This is a genomic window from Micromonospora sp. RHAY321 (genome assembly GCF_023896955.1).
In the GTDB taxonomy this organism is placed as follows: Bacteria; Actinomycetota; Actinomycetes; order Mycobacteriales; family Micromonosporaceae; genus Micromonospora.
Genome location: NZ_JAMHIW010000012.1, coordinates 76,312 through 92,756, shown reverse-complemented (window position 1 = coordinate 92,756; position 16,445 = coordinate 76,312). Strand labels below are relative to the sequence as shown.

6 protein-coding genes are annotated in these 16,445 nt (G+C 66.9%); all 6 read left to right on the top strand.

What is annotated here, in order from left to right; genetic code table 11:
• Window positions 1-52: 52 nt before the first annotated feature.
• The 6 genes from M8C17_RS22805 (at window position 53) to M8C17_RS22780 (ending at window position 16,418) form a co-directional block, all read left to right on the top strand.
• Window positions 53-838: an aldo/keto reductase gene (locus tag M8C17_RS22805; protein ID WP_252418569.1), complete on the top strand. Its 786-nt coding sequence runs from the start codon at window positions 53-55 to the stop codon at window positions 836-838.
• A gap of 137 nt (window positions 839-975) precedes the next feature.
• The gene (locus M8C17_RS22800) at window positions 976-1,128 is read left to right on the top strand and encodes a hypothetical protein (protein WP_252418568.1); all 153 of its coding nucleotides are present in this window, start codon (window positions 976-978) and stop codon (window positions 1,126-1,128) included.
• Window positions 1,128-2,093: an N-acetylmuramoyl-L-alanine amidase gene (locus M8C17_RS22795; RefSeq protein WP_252418567.1), complete on the top strand. Its 966-nt coding sequence runs from the start codon at window positions 1,128-1,130 to the stop codon at window positions 2,091-2,093. The genes M8C17_RS22800 and M8C17_RS22795 overlap by 1 nt, the downstream gene beginning before the upstream one ends.
• Before the next feature lie 623 nt (window positions 2,094-2,716).
• Entirely contained in the window at window positions 2,717-5,959 is a 3,243-nt protein-coding gene (locus M8C17_RS22790; RefSeq protein WP_252418566.1) for a hypothetical protein, read from the top strand.
• Window positions 5,960-6,003: 44 nt separating this feature from the next.
• Window positions 6,004-9,507, top strand: a complete 3,504-nt coding sequence (locus tag M8C17_RS22785; protein WP_252418565.1) for a LamG-like jellyroll fold domain-containing protein — start codon at window positions 6,004-6,006, stop codon at window positions 9,505-9,507.
• 80 nt (window positions 9,508-9,587) lie between these two features.
• The gene (locus tag M8C17_RS22780) at window positions 9,588-16,418 is read left to right on the top strand and encodes a polymorphic toxin-type HINT domain-containing protein (RefSeq protein ID WP_252418564.1); all 6,831 of its coding nucleotides are present in this window, start codon (window positions 9,588-9,590) and stop codon (window positions 16,416-16,418) included.
• The last annotated feature ends 27 nt before the right edge of the window (window positions 16,419-16,445 follow it).

Sequence of the window (16,445 nt, the reverse complement as noted above, 5' to 3'; positions counted from 1 at the left end):
GAGTGTCCGGTTCGCTCGGCGGGACGGGTCCCGGCGGGGTAGAACGGTCCTCATGGACCTCACCGATCAGCCCACCGCCCTGCTCCCCGGAGAGGTGCGGATGCCTCTGCTCGGCTTCGGCACCTGGCAGGCCACCGGCCAGGCGGGCTACGACGCCGTGCTGGCCGCGCTCGACACCGGCTACCGGCACCTCGACACGGCCACCCTCTACGGCAACGAGCGGGAGGTCGGCCGCGCGCTGAAGGAGAGCGGGCTGCGCCGGGAGGACGTCTTCATCACCACCAAGGTCCCGCCGGACCGGGTGGGCCGCGAGCGCGAGACCTTGGAGGCCAGCCTGGAGGCACTCGGCGTCGAGCAGGTGGACCTCTGGTTGATCCACTGGCCGCCGTCCGCCACGGACAGCATCCCGATGTGGCGGGAGCTGCTGGTCGCCCGCGACGAGAATCTCGCCCGGGCCGTCGGGGTGAGCAACTACAGCACCGCCCAGATGGACGAGCTCATCCAGTCGACCGAGGAGAACCCGGCGGTCAACCAGATCCGGTGGGGGCCGGCGCTGTACGACCGGCAGCGGCACGCCGAGCACCGGGACCGGGGCGTGGTGCTGGAGGGGTACAGCCCGTTCAAGACCACCGATCTCAGTGACCCGGTGCTGACCCGGATCGCCGGCGCACACGGCGTGTCGCCGGCGCAGGTGGTGCTGCGCTGGCACATCGACCACGAGATCGTGGTGATCCCGAAGTCGGTGACTCCGGAGCGGATCACGGCCAACTTCGACGTCTTCCACTTCTCGTTGACGGCGGAGGAGATGCGCGACATCGACGCGCTCGGCGCCGCCTGACGGCGCTCCCGCTGCCAATTTCCTTCAGCGCGCGGCTCGCTGATGAAGGGTATCGACATCGACGCTCGTGACGGTATACCGTGCCCGTCATCACGTTCGTCGATGTGTCACGAACCCGTCGTCGCTGGAGGATCGTCATGGCCCGGTCACCATCCATCCGTCTGCGCCGCCGAGGGATGCTCGGCATCCCCGCCCTGGTGGCCGTCGCACTGACCACCGTCGTCCGGCCCACCCCGGCGAGTGCCGCGCCCAAGGCCGAGTGCCTGGCCGACCTGCTCGGGGAGTCCTGATGGCGACCATCCCCTGGCTGGTGGACGTGCTGCGCGCCGCCGGGGTCCAGGTCGTCGTCGAGGGCGACTGGCTCAACCGGATGCGCCCCGGTTCCTTCGACCCGATCGGGGTGCTCTGGCACCACACGGCCTCGACCTCCAGCGCCAGCAACCCGCACCCCGCGCTCGGCATCTGCATCAACGGCCGGTCCGACCTGCCCGGCCCGCTCTGCCAGGCGCTCGTCGACTACAACGGCGTCTTCCACGTCATCTCCGCCGGCCGGTGCAACCACGCCGGGGTCAGCGGCGGCAGCGGGCCGATCCCGGCCGGAGACGGCAACACCCTGATGATCGGGTGGGAGATCGACTACAACGGTGTCAACCAGGAGATGACCGCCGCGCAGTACAACGCCTCGATCGCCGCCACCGCCGCAGTCCTCACCCGGCTGGGCAGGGACAGCAGCTACGCCCGGGGGCACCGGGAGACCAGCACCACCGGAAAGATCGACCCGTCCTTCATCGACCTGAACGTGATGCGCGCCGACGTGGCGGCGAAGATGGCGGGCGGCGGCCCGGCCTGGTCCTCCACGGTGGACAACACCACCGCCGGGCGGTTCACGGCCAGCGCCAACTGGGGTGTCTCGACGTACTCCAGCCAGCGGCACGGCACCGACTACCGCTACGCGGAGCCGGTCGCGGCCAGTGACGTCGCGTGGTACCGGTTCAACGTCCCGGCCACCGCCAACTACCGTGTCGACGCCTGGTGGCCGGCGAACGCCGGCTACAACAGCGCCGCCCCTTACATCGTCTCCACCACCACGGGTAACCGGACGGTCATCGTCGACCAGCGCGTGACCGGTGGTCAGTGGCGGATCCTCGGCACGTTCACGCTGCCCGCCGGGGACGCCAACCGGGTGGGGGTGAGCCGGTGGAGCAACGGCACCGGCCTGGTCATCGCCGACGCCGTCCGGCTCACCCGGGTCTGACCGGCTCTTGGCTTGATCGACTCGCTTTCGGTGAAGTCGGGGTGTCCCAGGCGCGAGGATGCCCCGACTTCCCGGATCCCGAGTGGATCGAGAGGGTAGCCGCGCGTTCGGCCTCGGCCGGTAACGCTTTTTCCCGCTTCTCCGGGCAGTGCGGGATGTGCGTCCGCTGTTCTGGACATCCGGCGGTTGGCCTGCGGTGACGACGGACCATCCTGGCAGGTGGGGATGGCTGGAACCGTCAATTCTGGATGTTCCGGGGCGGTCAATTTCGACCTGGATCCGATCGGTGCCCGGCTTCTTTTCCCCACCGCCGTCGTCGTGTTTACCAGTGGGTCGGTCAGGACCACACAGTGTCGAGTTGCCTCCACTGTGGTTGATGCATTTCTGCTGTCTGCGCGGCCGTTTTCGGTGCCCGAATCCCTGACTCAGTGTGCTTGGCCGAGGGTTGGTGAGCCATTCCCGGCCCATCCGCTCTGAGCAGGGAAGACTCCACGGAGTGATCGTCGTCGACGAAATACCTCTATTGTCGCTTTCCTCCTCACTGTTTGTGACAGTACTTGTGCGTAGAGCAGGCTCATCCCTACAGTCCCGATCGATATTTGAAGACACACGGGGGAGGGTTCGTGGCACGTCGGAAGACTGCCACCGTTCGTTCATGCCTTGCGGCAGGTGTTGCCGTGCTGACGGCGGTCGCATTGGCTGGCATATCGGGCGAACCGGCGGAGTACCTCGCCGCCGGGCCTGATGGCGTAACGGGTGGCGCAGAGAACAGGTCGGACGAGGCGGTGTCCCTACGGGCCGCCCGAAAGACCGGCAAACCGGTGCAGGTCAAGAGCCTCACCTCCGAGACCACCGAGGTGTTCGCCCTACCCGACGGGCAGTTCCGGGCGGAGCTTTCCCTCGGGCCGAGCCGGGTTCGCCGTGGCGGCGACTGGGTCCCGATCGACCTGACCCTTCACCGGAACGCCGACGGCAGCGTCCGTCCGGCGGCACATCCCCACGACCTGTCGATCTCCGGCCCGCAACCGGACGGCACCCACGAGCTGGCAGCCGTGGGCAAGGGTGACGACCGGGTGGCCGTCAACTGGGCTGGCGCGTTGCCCGAGCCGCAACTGCGCGAGGACCGGGCGACCTACGTGAACGCCCTGCCCGACGTCGACCTCGTCGTACGGGCGAGCCGGAACGGCCTCGAAACCCTGTTCGTGGTCAAGAGCCCCGCCGCCCTGAGCCGGGTCGCGACGCTGACGCTGCCGCTGACCGGCCGCAATGTCGCGGACACCCAGCGGGGCGTGGGCGGTGACACCGTCATCAGGGACGCGACGGGCCGCGCCATCGCGACGACCCCGGCACTGCTGATGTGGGACGCGCGGGTCGACGCCCAGGGCGCGCCCGTCAACAAGGTGCCGGTCACTTCCACCGTCGCGAAGGTCGCCAAGACCGCTGCGGGAAGTGGCATCGCACTGACCCTCACGCCGGACCAGAAGTGGCTCAAGGCGCCGGAGCGGCAGTACCCCATCACCATCGATCCGCAGATCAACCCGCTCTCCACCACGTTCGACACGTTCGTGCAGGCCAACGAGAGCGTCGACCGTGGCGGCGAACCAGACCTACGGCTCGGAAAGCTCGGCCCGACCGGCCCGATCACCCGGACGTTCGCCCGCTGGGACACCACCGCGCTGGTCGGCAAGCAGATCAACACGGCGACCATCTCGCTGTGGAACTGGTGGTCGGTGCAGTGCGCCGGGCGATCCTGGGAACTCTGGACGACGGGCTCGATCTCCGACGGCATCGTGTGGAGCAACCAACCGGCCTGGAACCACCAGGAGAAGGTGACCACGGCGTCGGCCGGCTTCGACTCGTCGTGTGACGACAACTGGGTCGGCGTCGCCGCCACCAGCTTCTTCCAGCGGGCGGCCAACGCGGGCGACACCCGCGCGGACATGGGTCTGCGAGCGACCGACGAGACCGACTCGACGTCGTTCAAGCAGTTCCGGTCCCGTAACTACTCCGGCACCACCGAAGTGCCGAAGGCAAGCGTCACCTACAACTCGTACCCGACGGTGACCGCAAGGGCTACAGTGCCGGCAACCAGCTGCGTGACCGGCTCCACTCGACCCACTGTCAACACGGTGACGCCGCAGCTCAAGGCCACCGTCTCCGACGCGGATGCGACAGCCATGACGGTCGCGTTCGAGTGGTGGGCGATGAACGCCGACACGCCGATCGGGTCAGCCACCTACGCAAACGTCGCCAACGGGGCCACCGTCGCGGCCACGGTACCGGCCGGCGCCTTCGTCGACGGCGGCATCTACCGCTGGCGGGTCAAGGCATCCGACGGAGTGAGCGGCAGCGACACCTGGTCCTCGTTCTGCGAGATGCAGGTCTACACCACCGTCGCGCCAGTGACCGGCTGCGTCGGCGGCACGGAGAGCGACTTCAACGGTGACGGTGTCGCGGATGTCGCGATCGCCGACCCCGAGGCCCTGGTGAACGGCCAGACCCGTGCCGGGCAGTTGCACGTCAGCTACGGCGGTAGCTCCACTGCGGACACCCTGTACGAGGGTGTCGCCAAGGTGCCCGGCGCGCCCGAGCCCGGTGACCGCTTCGGCACCTCGATCTCCTCGTACGACGCCAACAACGACGGATGCACCGACCTCGCGGTGGGTGTCCCGTTCCAGGACGTCTCCGGCCTGCAGGATGCCGGGGTCGTGCTCGTCCTGCTGGGCTCACGGGCAGGGCTGGCCAAGGGGCCGGACTCCCTGATCTACCACCAGGACGTCACCAACGTGCCGGACGCAGCGGAAGCCTTCGACTGGTTCGGCTACGCGGTAGCCGGCAGCCAGACGGCCAGTGGCCAGCCGTATGTGGTCATCGGTGCGCCAGGTGAGTCGCTCGCCTCCCCGGTCACCGGCATCGTCCACTACATCCGGGGCACCGTGAACCTGGCACTCGGTCAGGGCGGCGCCGGCATCCCCGGAGCAGCCGAGATCGACGACCGCACCGGGTACGCGGTGGCGGCATCCAAGTACCACTGGGCCGTCAGCTCGCCGGGTGAGGCGATCGGTACCGAGGTGTTCGCCGGGGCGGTGAACGTCTTCAGTCACGTCCTGACCAGTGGGCTGCCGACGCTGGCCGCCGAGCTCAACCAGGACGCGGTGCCGGGTCCGGAGCGGGATAGGGCCGAAGCCAACGACAACTTCGGTAAGTCGATCGCCATCGCGCCGTATCGGCCGGTCGGGTCGGCCCAGGGCACCCAGGATTCGTTGGTGGTCGTGGGCGCGCCCGGTGAGGATGACCTCGGGGGCGTCCGACCGACCTTCCCGAGACCGACTGACGTCGGCACGGCGCACGTCTTCCATGTCACCGCGACCAACACAGTTACGCAGGTGAAATCGGTCTTGGACAACGGACGTCAGTTGAACTCGAGCAGCGGCGACTACCTCGGCGAGAAGGTCGCGGTGGTCAACACCAACCCCGCCGTCGAGGGCACCAGTTCGACGATGTTCATCGCGGTGGGCATCCCGGGCAGGGACAGTTTTGCCCCAACCGAGGACGGTGGCCCCAACACCGCTGACGTCGGTCAGGTATGGGTCCTTCCCGCGCTCGGCTCGACCAACGCGCCGGTGAAGATCGAGCGAAACGGGACGAGCCTTCCGGGCGACCCCCGGATGAGTGAGATCGTCGGTACCTCGCTCGGTGTCACCTCGAAGCGGCTGCTGGTGGCCAGCCCGTACGGCACCGATGCCGTCTACGGCTTCACCTGGTCGAGCCTGGCCGGCGGAGCGACAACGCCCACCGAGACCTGGCAGCCCGGCGTGAACGGCTTCCCGGCCAACGTGAGCACGTTCGGGGCGGCGGTCAACTGATGAAGAACTTGAATTGGCGCAGTTCAACGGGGGAGGACCTGACGGTGATCCGTCGTACCAGAAAGCGGGGTCGGCTCTTCACGCTCGGCCTCACAGTGGGCCTCGCCGGCCTGCTGGCCGGCACCGCCTACGTGGCCGCTCCCGAGCCGGCCCCGCCGACCGCCCCGGTGGCCGCCGTCGAGACCGATCCGGTCCGGGACACCGAAGCCGAGGCGCTCGTCGCGGCGGCGGACCTCAACCAGCCCGTCGAGGTGCTCGCCCAGCGCGGCGAGTACCGGGACGTCTTCGCCCAGCCGGACGGCACGCTCATCGCCAACGAATACAACCAGGCGGTGCGGGTCCTTCGGGGTGGCACCTGGGTGCCGTCCAACGCGGCGCTCGTCGCACAGGCGGACGGGACGATCACGCCGACCGCGGCGCTGCTCGACATGCGGCTGTCCGGCGGAGGCACCACGCCCCTCATGGTGGTCCAGCGCGACTTCCGGGTCATGACGCTCACCTGGCCCCATGCGCTACCCACCCCGACGATCAGCGGCGACCAGGCTACCTACCCGGAGGTCTTCCCGGACGTCGACCTGGTCGCCAACGTCACGGTCGAGGGCTTCTCTCACGTCCTGGTGTTGAAGACCCCCGAGGCCGCGAACCTGCCAGAGCTGCAGAACCTGCGGCTGGGAGTGACTGGCGAAGGGCTCGACATCGAGGAGACCGCGGAAGGTGGTGTGGTCGCGCTCGACCCCGCAACCGGCAACCCGGTGTTCGAGGCCGACGCTCCGACCATGTGGGACAGCGGCAACCAGGAGGGCGGCGGTGAGGCCCAGCGGAGGACCGCTGCGGCCGAGCCCACGGACCCGAACGACGCCTCGGCCCGAGGGCCGGGCGAGGACTCACGGGTGGGACAGGTCGGCCTCGACTACACCCAGGGCACGCTGAACCTCACTCCGGACGCCGCGATGCTCGCCAGCCCGGCCACCACCTACCCGGTGTACGTGGACCCGGTGTGGCAAGCCAGCACCAACAGCGCCTGGGCAATGGTCGACAGCGGGTATCCGTCCGAGGAGTACTGGAAGTTCGACACCAAGCGACACGAGCGGATCGGACTCTGCCCGAGCTCCTGCAACAACTCCAAGGTCAAGCGCATCTTCTACCAGTTGGCCACGCCGTATGCCGGCAAGACCATCCTGGAAGCCAAGTTCCGGGTGACCCTGCAGCACGTCTACAACACAACCGCCCGCGCGGCGGCGCTCTATCTCATGCCTTCTGGCATCACGTCCAGTACGAACTGGGGCAACCAGCCCGGCGGGTCGGGGTGGTCGGGTGCCACGCACCTGGCCAACAACTCGCCGACCAAGGTGCAGTCGAGTTGCACCTCGACGAACCAGAACACCGAGTGGGAAGCCAAGGCGGCGGTCCAGACGGCGGTGAGCAAGGGTTGGAGCAGTGTCACTCTCGGCCTCCGTTCGGTGAGCGAGAGCGACTCCACCCACACCAAGCGGTTCTGCGACAACGGTGTGCTCTCCGTCCGCTACAACCGGGCGCCGGTGATCGCGAACCAGTCCGAGTTGACGATGTCGCCCGGTGGCGGCTGCGTGTACGGCTCGACCGCGCCCTACACCGACGTTCCGCCGCGGCTCAACGCCGTCCTGCGGGACCCGGACCACTCGTCCGCGCACACCGAGCAGGTCAAGGCCGAGTTCAAGGTCACCTGGACGCCGGCTGGCGGAAGCCTGCAGACCCGCAGCTACACCACCCCCTTGAAGGCCAGTGGTTCCCTGTTCAGCTACTACGTGCCGACCGACATCGCGCAGAACGTGCCGATCTCCTGGGAAGTGCGGGCGAGCGACGGGGTGAGCTGGGGTCCCTGGAGTTCTGACGGCACGCGCGAGGTCTGCCAGTTCTACTACGACAAGACCAGCCCGAGCGCCCCGGACGTGGACTCGCCGGAGTATCTGCCCGATGATGCGGCCGATACCACTGCCGACTGTCTCGACGACGACCAGTGGCGGGGCTCTATCGGCGTCCAGGGCAGCTTCACCTTCGACTCGGCAGCCACCGACGTCGTGGAATACCTGTACAACTTCAACGACAGCGCCACCGTGTCGGTCAAGCCGGCCACTGCCGGCGGCCCCGTGACGATCAAGTGGACGCCCGACAAGGAGGGGCCGCGCCAGCTCTTCGTCAAGGCGGTCGACGTGGCGAAGCGGTCGAGCACGATCGCCACCTGCACCTTCCGGGTGGGCAAGCGGCCTCCGGTCGCGCAGTGGCCGCTGTCGGACATCGCCTCAGCGAAGACGGCTAACGACCAGCTCGGCTCACACGACGCCAAGATCGGTAGCGGCGTCAAGTTCGACAGCGCAGGTTCACTCGGTCAGTGGGACACGGCCGCCATCTTCGACGGCACGTCCAACGCGTATCTCGTCACCGAGAACTCGGTGGTGGGCACCACGCGGAGCTTCTCCATCACCGGCTGGTTCCGGGTCGATGACCCCAGCCGCCGTCAGGTGGCGGTCAGTCAGGACGCCACCGGTGAGCCGGGCTTCAGCCTGGGCGTCGAACAGGGCAACTGGTTCTTCCGGATGCCGACGAACGATGTCATCAACCTGGGCGAGTGGAGGGTGAACGCGGGTCCGGCGACCACGGCGTGGACCTTCGTCACGGCTGTCTTCGACGGCCCGAACAACAAGATCTCGCTGCAGGTCGGTACGGGTGCTCCGGTGGTCAAGGACCGGCGTTCGCTGGTCGAGGCCCGTGGTGCCCTCCAGTTCGGCCGCCACACCTACAAGGGCGGCGGATACTCCGACTTCTGGAAGGGTGCGATGGCGGACGTCTCCGTCTTCGACCGCCCGGTCGTCAGCGAGGACACGGCCGGTTTGGAGAAGCACAAGTTGGACCGTAAGGGCTACTGGCAGTTGAGCACCGAGACCTCGGGATTGAGCCCGAACTACGATGCCGGTGGTGAGGCGCTTCGACTGGGGAAGCCGAGCACTCTCATTCGGACCACCAACCCGTTCACATCCTTCATGGGCACCGGGTACCTGCAGTTCGCCGGCAAGGCCGGTGAGTACGCCGAGACGGTCAGCCCGGTCATTGACGCGGCGGGAAGTTTCACCATCTCCGCTCGGGTTCGGTTCACCAGTGGATCGCAGGGCCATCCGATGACGGCAATCTCCATCACGGACACCACCAACAACAGCGTCGTGGTCCTTCGGGGCAACACCGAGGGGCGTTGGGAGATGGCCGCTGCGGGGATCACACAGCCGGCCCGATTCGACAACTCCCCGTCAATATCTCCCAACAGCGACCACATCGCGCTGGTCTACAACGGGTACTCCCGTGAGCTGCTGTTCTACCTCAATGGCAAGGCTATGGGACTCCAGTTGGACAAGCCGTTGCCCGCACTCCGCAACGTGCAGTTCGGGCGCACGCTCAATGGTGGTGTCGAGGACGAAAACCTGTCCGGGGCGATCGACGACATCCGTATCTACAACGGCACGGCAGACAAGGTCAAGATCGATCGGCTCAGCCTCACCTTCGAGCAGCCCAACCTCTGACAGCACCAGCGTCGGGGCCGTCCTACCAAGGGCGGCCCCGATGCCTCCTGCCTCTGTCCAACCAACCCTGGGGAGGGTGGATGTTCTCCCGACTTCTGGGCACATCCGGCGCATTGCAGCGCCGGGTAGTGCGGCCAGTGTCCTGGGCGATGACCATCGTGATGGGCGCAAGCGTCATCCAGGTCGTCAACGCCCCCGCCTCGGCTGCCGCCGAGCGCAAACGTCCGACGGCGACCGACGTCGGCAAGACCGTTCCGAACCGTGCGCCCCTCGGTGTGAAGCCCCGTAAGGCCAACCCGGGCGCGGCTCCCGCCACGACCACTCCCGCCACCGTCACCTGGCCCGCGGCCGGAGCCACCGAGATCGCGGTACCGGCTCCGCCTCCTGGCGCGCAGGAGCAGGCTGGCGCGCGTATCGCTGCTCCGGCAACAGCTCGGGGCCTGGCCGCGACCGGCAAGGCCGGTGGCCTCGGGGTGTCGGTGTCGGCCGCTGCCAGCCCAGCGCGGAAGGCGGGCGCTCCGCAGGCTTCCGTTCCGAGCAAGGTCCGCGTCGAGGTGCTCGACCGCGCTGCCTCCGAGCGGGCCAGGGTCGACGGCCCGCTGGTCCGCGTGAATCGTGCCGACGGCCAGCAAGGTGCCGGCGACGTCCAACTGGGCGTCGACTTCGGCGGCCTGGCCGGCGCTTTCGGTGGCGACTTCGGTTCGCGGCTGAAGCTGGTGAAGTTGCCGGAGTGTGCGTTGACCACGCCGGGGAAGGCCGGTTGTGCGGCCGAGCCGGTCCCGACCGTCAACGACGGCGAGTCCCGCACGCTCTTCGCCACTGTCAGCGCGGCCGCGACGGGTTCGACCTTCGCGCTGGCCGCGGCCGAATCCTCCTCGCAGGGCGACTACGGGGCGACGAAGCTTGCCCCGTCGTCCAAGTGGTCGGTGGCACCGTCAACCGGCGGGTTCTCCTGGAGCTACCCGATGCGGACGCCCCCGGTTCCGGGTGGCGGCGCTCCGGGCATCACCCTCGCGTACTCCTCGCAGTCGATCGACGGCCGTACCGCCACGACCAACAACCAGGGCTCCTGGTTGGGTGAGGGCTTCAACTACGAGCCGGGGCACATCGAGCGCCGCTACAAGTCCTGCGCCGAGGACGGGCACGACCAGTACGCCGACCAGTGCTGGGCGTACGACAACGCCACCATCCTGCTCAACGGCAAGTCCACCGAGCTGGTCAAGAGCGGCAGCACCTGGAAGTTCGCCACCGATGACGGCTCGAAGGTGGAGCGGTTCACCGGCGCGGACAACGGCGACAACGACGGTGAGCACTGGAAGGTCACCACGACCGACGGCACGGAGTACTTCTTCGGCCTGAACAAGCTTCCGGGCTGGACCACCAACAAGGAGGTCACCGGCTCGACGTGGACGTTGCCGGTCTACGGTGACGACGCCAACGAGCCCTGCAACAGCACGTCGGGCGGCTTCGCTGCCTCGCACTGCAACCAGGCGTGGCGGTGGAGCCTCGACTACGTCAAGGACCGCTACGGCAACGTCAGCTCGTACTTCTACACGCCCGAGACGAACTACTACGCCCGGGGCAAGAACACCGATGCCAACGGTGTGCCGTACCAGCGCGGCGGTTACCTCAAGCGGATCGACTACGGGCAGCGGCACAACGCGGTCTACACCACCAACGCTCCGGCGCGGGTGCGGTTCGACGTCAAGGAGCGGTGCCTCGCGACCGGGTCCATCGACTGCGACCCGCAGGATCTGAACACGACCACCGCGCCGTACTGGCCGGACGTCCCCTTCGACCGCAACTGCAACAAAGACACCAAGTGCAAGCTGGACCAGATCACCCCCACCTTCTGGACCCGGGCCCGGTTGACCGACATCACCACCGAGATCCGTCAGGGCAGCGGGTGGGAACCGGTCGACACCTGGAAGCTCGACCACCAGCTCCTCGACAACGGTGACGGCTCCCGCACCCTCTGGCTGCACAAGATCACCCACACCGGTCTGTACGGCACGGACATCGCCATGCCGTCGGTGGAACTGGGCAACCTCCAGCTGTCGAACCGGGTCGACCGGGACGACGACAACATCGGTCCGCTGGTCCGGCCCCGCCTCGCCACCGTCTGGACGGACACCGGCGGCCAGATCGACGTCAACTACGCGACCCCGGACTGCAGCAAGAGCGCGCTGCCGACCGAGGGCAACAGCACCAAGCGGTGTTACCCGGTCAAGTGGAACCCGTACGGCAGTGGGGATCCCATCACGGACTGGTTCTTCAAGTACGTGGTCGCCGCTGTCGTCGAGACCGACCGGACCGGTGGCGCGCCGGACATGGTCACCAGGTACGACTACCAGGACGGCGCCGCCTGGCGGAAGTCCGAGCCCGACGGGATCTCCGACCCGAAGGACCTCACCTGGAGTGAGTGGCGGGGCTACGGCAAGGTCGTCGTCACCGTTGGCAACGGTCAGACCCAGACCACCAAAACCGAGTACCGCTACCTGCGCGGCATGCACGGCGACAAGATGCCGAACAGCACCGACACCCGCGACATTCGGGTGAAGGACTCCGCCGGCGTCGAGCACGTCGACTACGACGAGTTCTCCGGCCACCAGTTGGAGAGCACGGTCTACGACGGCGCCTCCGAGGTCAGCCGCAGCATCGCCACGCCGTGGCGGCACAACACCGCCACCGAGTCGCACAGCTGGGGCGCCAAGAAGGCCTGGTTCACCAACACCTCGGTGACCCAGAACTTCGTCGCGCTCGCCGCCGGAGGCTGGCGCGAGACCAAGAACATCTCGTCGTTCGAGACGGACTTCGGTCGGGTCACCAAGACCGAGAACCTTGGCGACGTCGATGTCACTGGTGACGAGGCGTGCAACACCACCACCTACGCGGACAACCCCACCATCCACCTGTACAGCCTGGTAGCGCGGACCGAGTCGTTGTCGGTGGCGTGCGCGACCTCGCCGGTGGACCGGAAGACCCAGGTCATCTCGGACACCCGCACCCTCTACGACGGCAAGGCCTTCGGGGTGGCGCCCACGGTGGGTAACCCGACGGCGTCCGAGCGACTGGCGAGCCACAACGGCACCACGGCCACCTACATCACCGCCGCGTCGGGGACCTTCGACTCGTACGGTCGGCCGCTGACGGCCACCGACGCGATGGGGAAGACGACCACCACCGCGTACACCGAGACGAACGGCCTCACCACCAAGGTGGTCGAGACCAACCCGCTCGGCCACGTCACCACCACCGAGTACGCCACGGCCTGGGGCAGCCCGGTCAAGCAGACCGACCCGAACAACCAGGTCAGCCAGTTGGAGTACGACTCGTTGGGTCGACTGACCAAGGTGTGGATGCCGGACCGTACCGGTGCGACGGGCCTCAGCCCGAGCATCAAGTACAGCTACCTGATCCGCACCGACAAGCCGGTCGCGGTCAAGACCGAGAAGCGGCAGAACGACGGCTCGTACAGCGTCGAGTACAAGCTGCACGACGGTCTGTTGCGTCCGCGTCAGGTGCAGACCGAGGGGCCGGACGGCACCCGGATGATCGCGGACACCTTCTACACCCCGACCGGAAACCTCGACAAGACGTACGCGACCTACAACGCGGCCGGTGCCCCGACGGACGCCATCTTCCCTGCCCGCAACGGCGAGGTCGATGGTCAGACGCTCTACGTCTACGACGGTGCCGACCGGGTCAAGGCGGAGATCTTCGCGGTAGCCGGCAACGAGAAGTGGCGCACCAGCACCACGTACGGCGGCGACCGCGTTTCGGTGGATCCGCCGGAGGGTGGTACTCCCACCACGACGATCTCCAACGCGATCGGGCAGACCACCCAGCTGTTGCAGTACAAGGGCACCGGGCCTTCGGGAGCCTTCGACAAGACGGACTACACCTACAACCGCTCCGGCCAGCTCGCGACGGTCACCGACCCCGCCGGCAACGTGTGGAAGCACGAGTACGACCAGCTCGGCCGGGCGGTCAAGTCGATCGACCCGGATGCGGGCACGTCGACGATGACCTACGACAAACTGGGCCGGCTCACCAGCACCACAAATGGTGTGCAGCAGACGATCAGCACCACCTACGACGCGATCGGACGTACGACGGCCAGCTACAAGGGGACCGCCGAGACCGGCACGCTCCTCAGTAGCTGGATGTATGACATCCAGAGGCTCGGGACGCTCTCCATGACGAGCCGATGGATCGACGGGGCCGAGTACGCCACGTACTACACCGGCTACGACGTGTTCTACCGGCCGCACAAGACCGATTACCAGGTGCCCGCGCACGCCGGCACCGAACTCGCGGGGTTCTACAGCTTCGCGACTGAGTACAACGAAGACGGCACCGTACGAGCGACGGGCATGTCCGGCGGTGGCGGTTTGCCGATCGAGAGCATCGCCTACACCTACGACGGTATGGAGCGGTTGACCGCGACCGAGGGCGCCGTGCCGTACCTGACCGACGTCGACTACTCGGCCACCAGTGAGGTCATCCAAACCGAGGCGAAGCTCGGCGACAACAAGGTCTGGTCGACCTACGGGTACGAGCAGGGCTCCAAGCGCCTGACCAACCAACGGTTGGACCGCAGTGGTGCCCCGGTCATCGACATCGACGCCCGCTACAGCTACGACGCTTCCGGCAACATCACGCAGATCGCCGACACGCCCTCGGGCACTCGGGACGTGCAGTGCTTCACCTACGACTACCTGCGCCGCATGGAGCGGGCCTGGACGTCGGCGAGCACCGCCACCGACCCTTGCGCCGGAGGCCCGTCGACGACGGGTGTTGGTGGAGTAGCTGCCTACCACCACGCCTACACCTACGACGTGGTGGGCAACCGCAAGACCGAGTCGCAGTTCGCCGCCAACGGCACCTCGATCAAGGAGCGCGCCTACACCTACCCGGCAGCGGGCCAGCCGCAGCCGCACACCCTGCGCTCGATGACCGAGACGACGTCGGCGGGCTCGAAGCTCCACGAATACGGCTACGACGCGGCGGGCAATACGACGCGTCGAACCAAGGTCGGCGAGGACCAGACCCTGAAGTGGGACGCCGAGGGCAACCTCGAGTCGGTCACCGACGCCGCAGGTAAGAAGACCGGCTTCGTCTACGACGTCGACGGCTCCCGGATGCTCCGCAAGGAGCCGAACGCCACGACGCTCTACCTGCCGGGCATGGAGATCCGGCTCGACCACACGACCAGAGCGACCGACGGCACCCGGTACTACTCCCTGCCGGGCGGCGGCACGATCGTCCGCAAGCTCAACGGACTGCACTACGTCGCCTCCGACCACCACGGCACGGGCCAGGCGACTGTCGACGAGAACGGCGGCATCGTGCACCGGCGGACCACGCCGTTCGGTGAGAGCCGTGGCACGCCGCCAACACCTGGGCAATGGCCGACGGAGAAGGGTTTCGTCAACGGAAACCAGGACTCCACCACCGGCCTGGTGAACATCGGCGCTCGCGAGTACGACCCGGTCACCGGTCGGTTCATCTCCATCGACCCGATCATCGACGTCAACGACCCGCAGCAGATGCACGGGTACGCGTACGCCAACAACAACCCGATCTCGTTCTCCGACCCCGACGGCCTCAAGTCGTGCTCCGACGACGCCTGCGGCCCAGGTGCCGACTACGAGGACATGTACGGCAACTACCACGAGGTCAAGGGACACAACGACGGTTGTGGTGGCTGCTCGGGCGCGTACGACCCGGACGAGCCGACCAAGAACGTCTGGAATAACCCCCGGGCCAGCGACGAGGACCGCCGGGCGGCAGCTGCAGCGGCAGCGGAGAAGGAGCGTCAGGCCCGCATCGCCCGAGCGAAGCAGAAGATCCTTGACTCGGCTAAGGCCCTAGCAAAGGTCTTGATGGACGAGCTCGGGATCACCGACGCACTAAGCTGCGTCACGCAGGGAGATGCCGGCGCTTGTTTGGCGACCGCTGGGAATATTGCTGGTGCGATGCTCGGGGGCGTCCTCGGTAAACTCGCCGCTCGTTACGGTGCTCCATGGAAGTGGAAAAAACTTGCCAGTCTGACGACTCGGGTGAAAGGACTGCTCGGCGACCTCATCGGCGGGGTTAAGGACTTCATGAAGGTGAGCAAGGCTGCGCCTGATTGTCTCGACAGCTTTGCTCCTGGCACTCTGGTTCTTCTCGCTGACGGCTCGAAACGTCCCATCGAGCAGCTGCAAGTTGGGGACAAGGTTCTGGCTACCGACCCCTCGACCGGAAAAACTGAACCACGTTCGGTTGTGGCTACTCACATAAACAACGACGTCGCACTGACCGACCTCAGCCTCTCTGTTGACGGTAGGCAGGGCGTGAGAGTCAAAACGACTCAGCACCACCCTTTCTGGAGTGCCGACCAGCAGGCTTGGGTCTATGGCGGTGATTTGCTCGAGGGTGAGCGCCTGTCGGCTCTGAACGGCGCGGAAGTCGTGGTCGAGGACGTTTATTCCTACTTCAATCCCCAGATCCGGTTCAACCTAACGGTTGACACCGTCCACACCTATTACGTGCTAGTCGAGGAAGCCCCTGTCCTCGTTCACAACTGCAACATTGCCAAAATTGCCGCGAGGCATGGCGGTGACGCTGTCGAGGGTGGATTCCAATTCCCGAGCCGCAAGGCTGCACGTCAAGCTGCATCGGAGATGGTTGGGGATATGGGTTCCGCTACGCGTGCAATCCGCGCTCGGGATTTCAGGGGTGGTCCGAGCTGGATGAAGAGGTCCGACCGGAAGATCGGACGCCAAAGTGCCGACGGTACCCGTTATTGGCGCGACGACTTCACGGGTCACGAATTCCCCGACGGCAAGGTTATTCCGCCCCATGTTAATGTGGAGGCACCGCACCTGCCCAGGGGTGGCAAGGGCCTTCATCTATTCTATTAGAGGAACAATGACCATCTGGTGGAGATT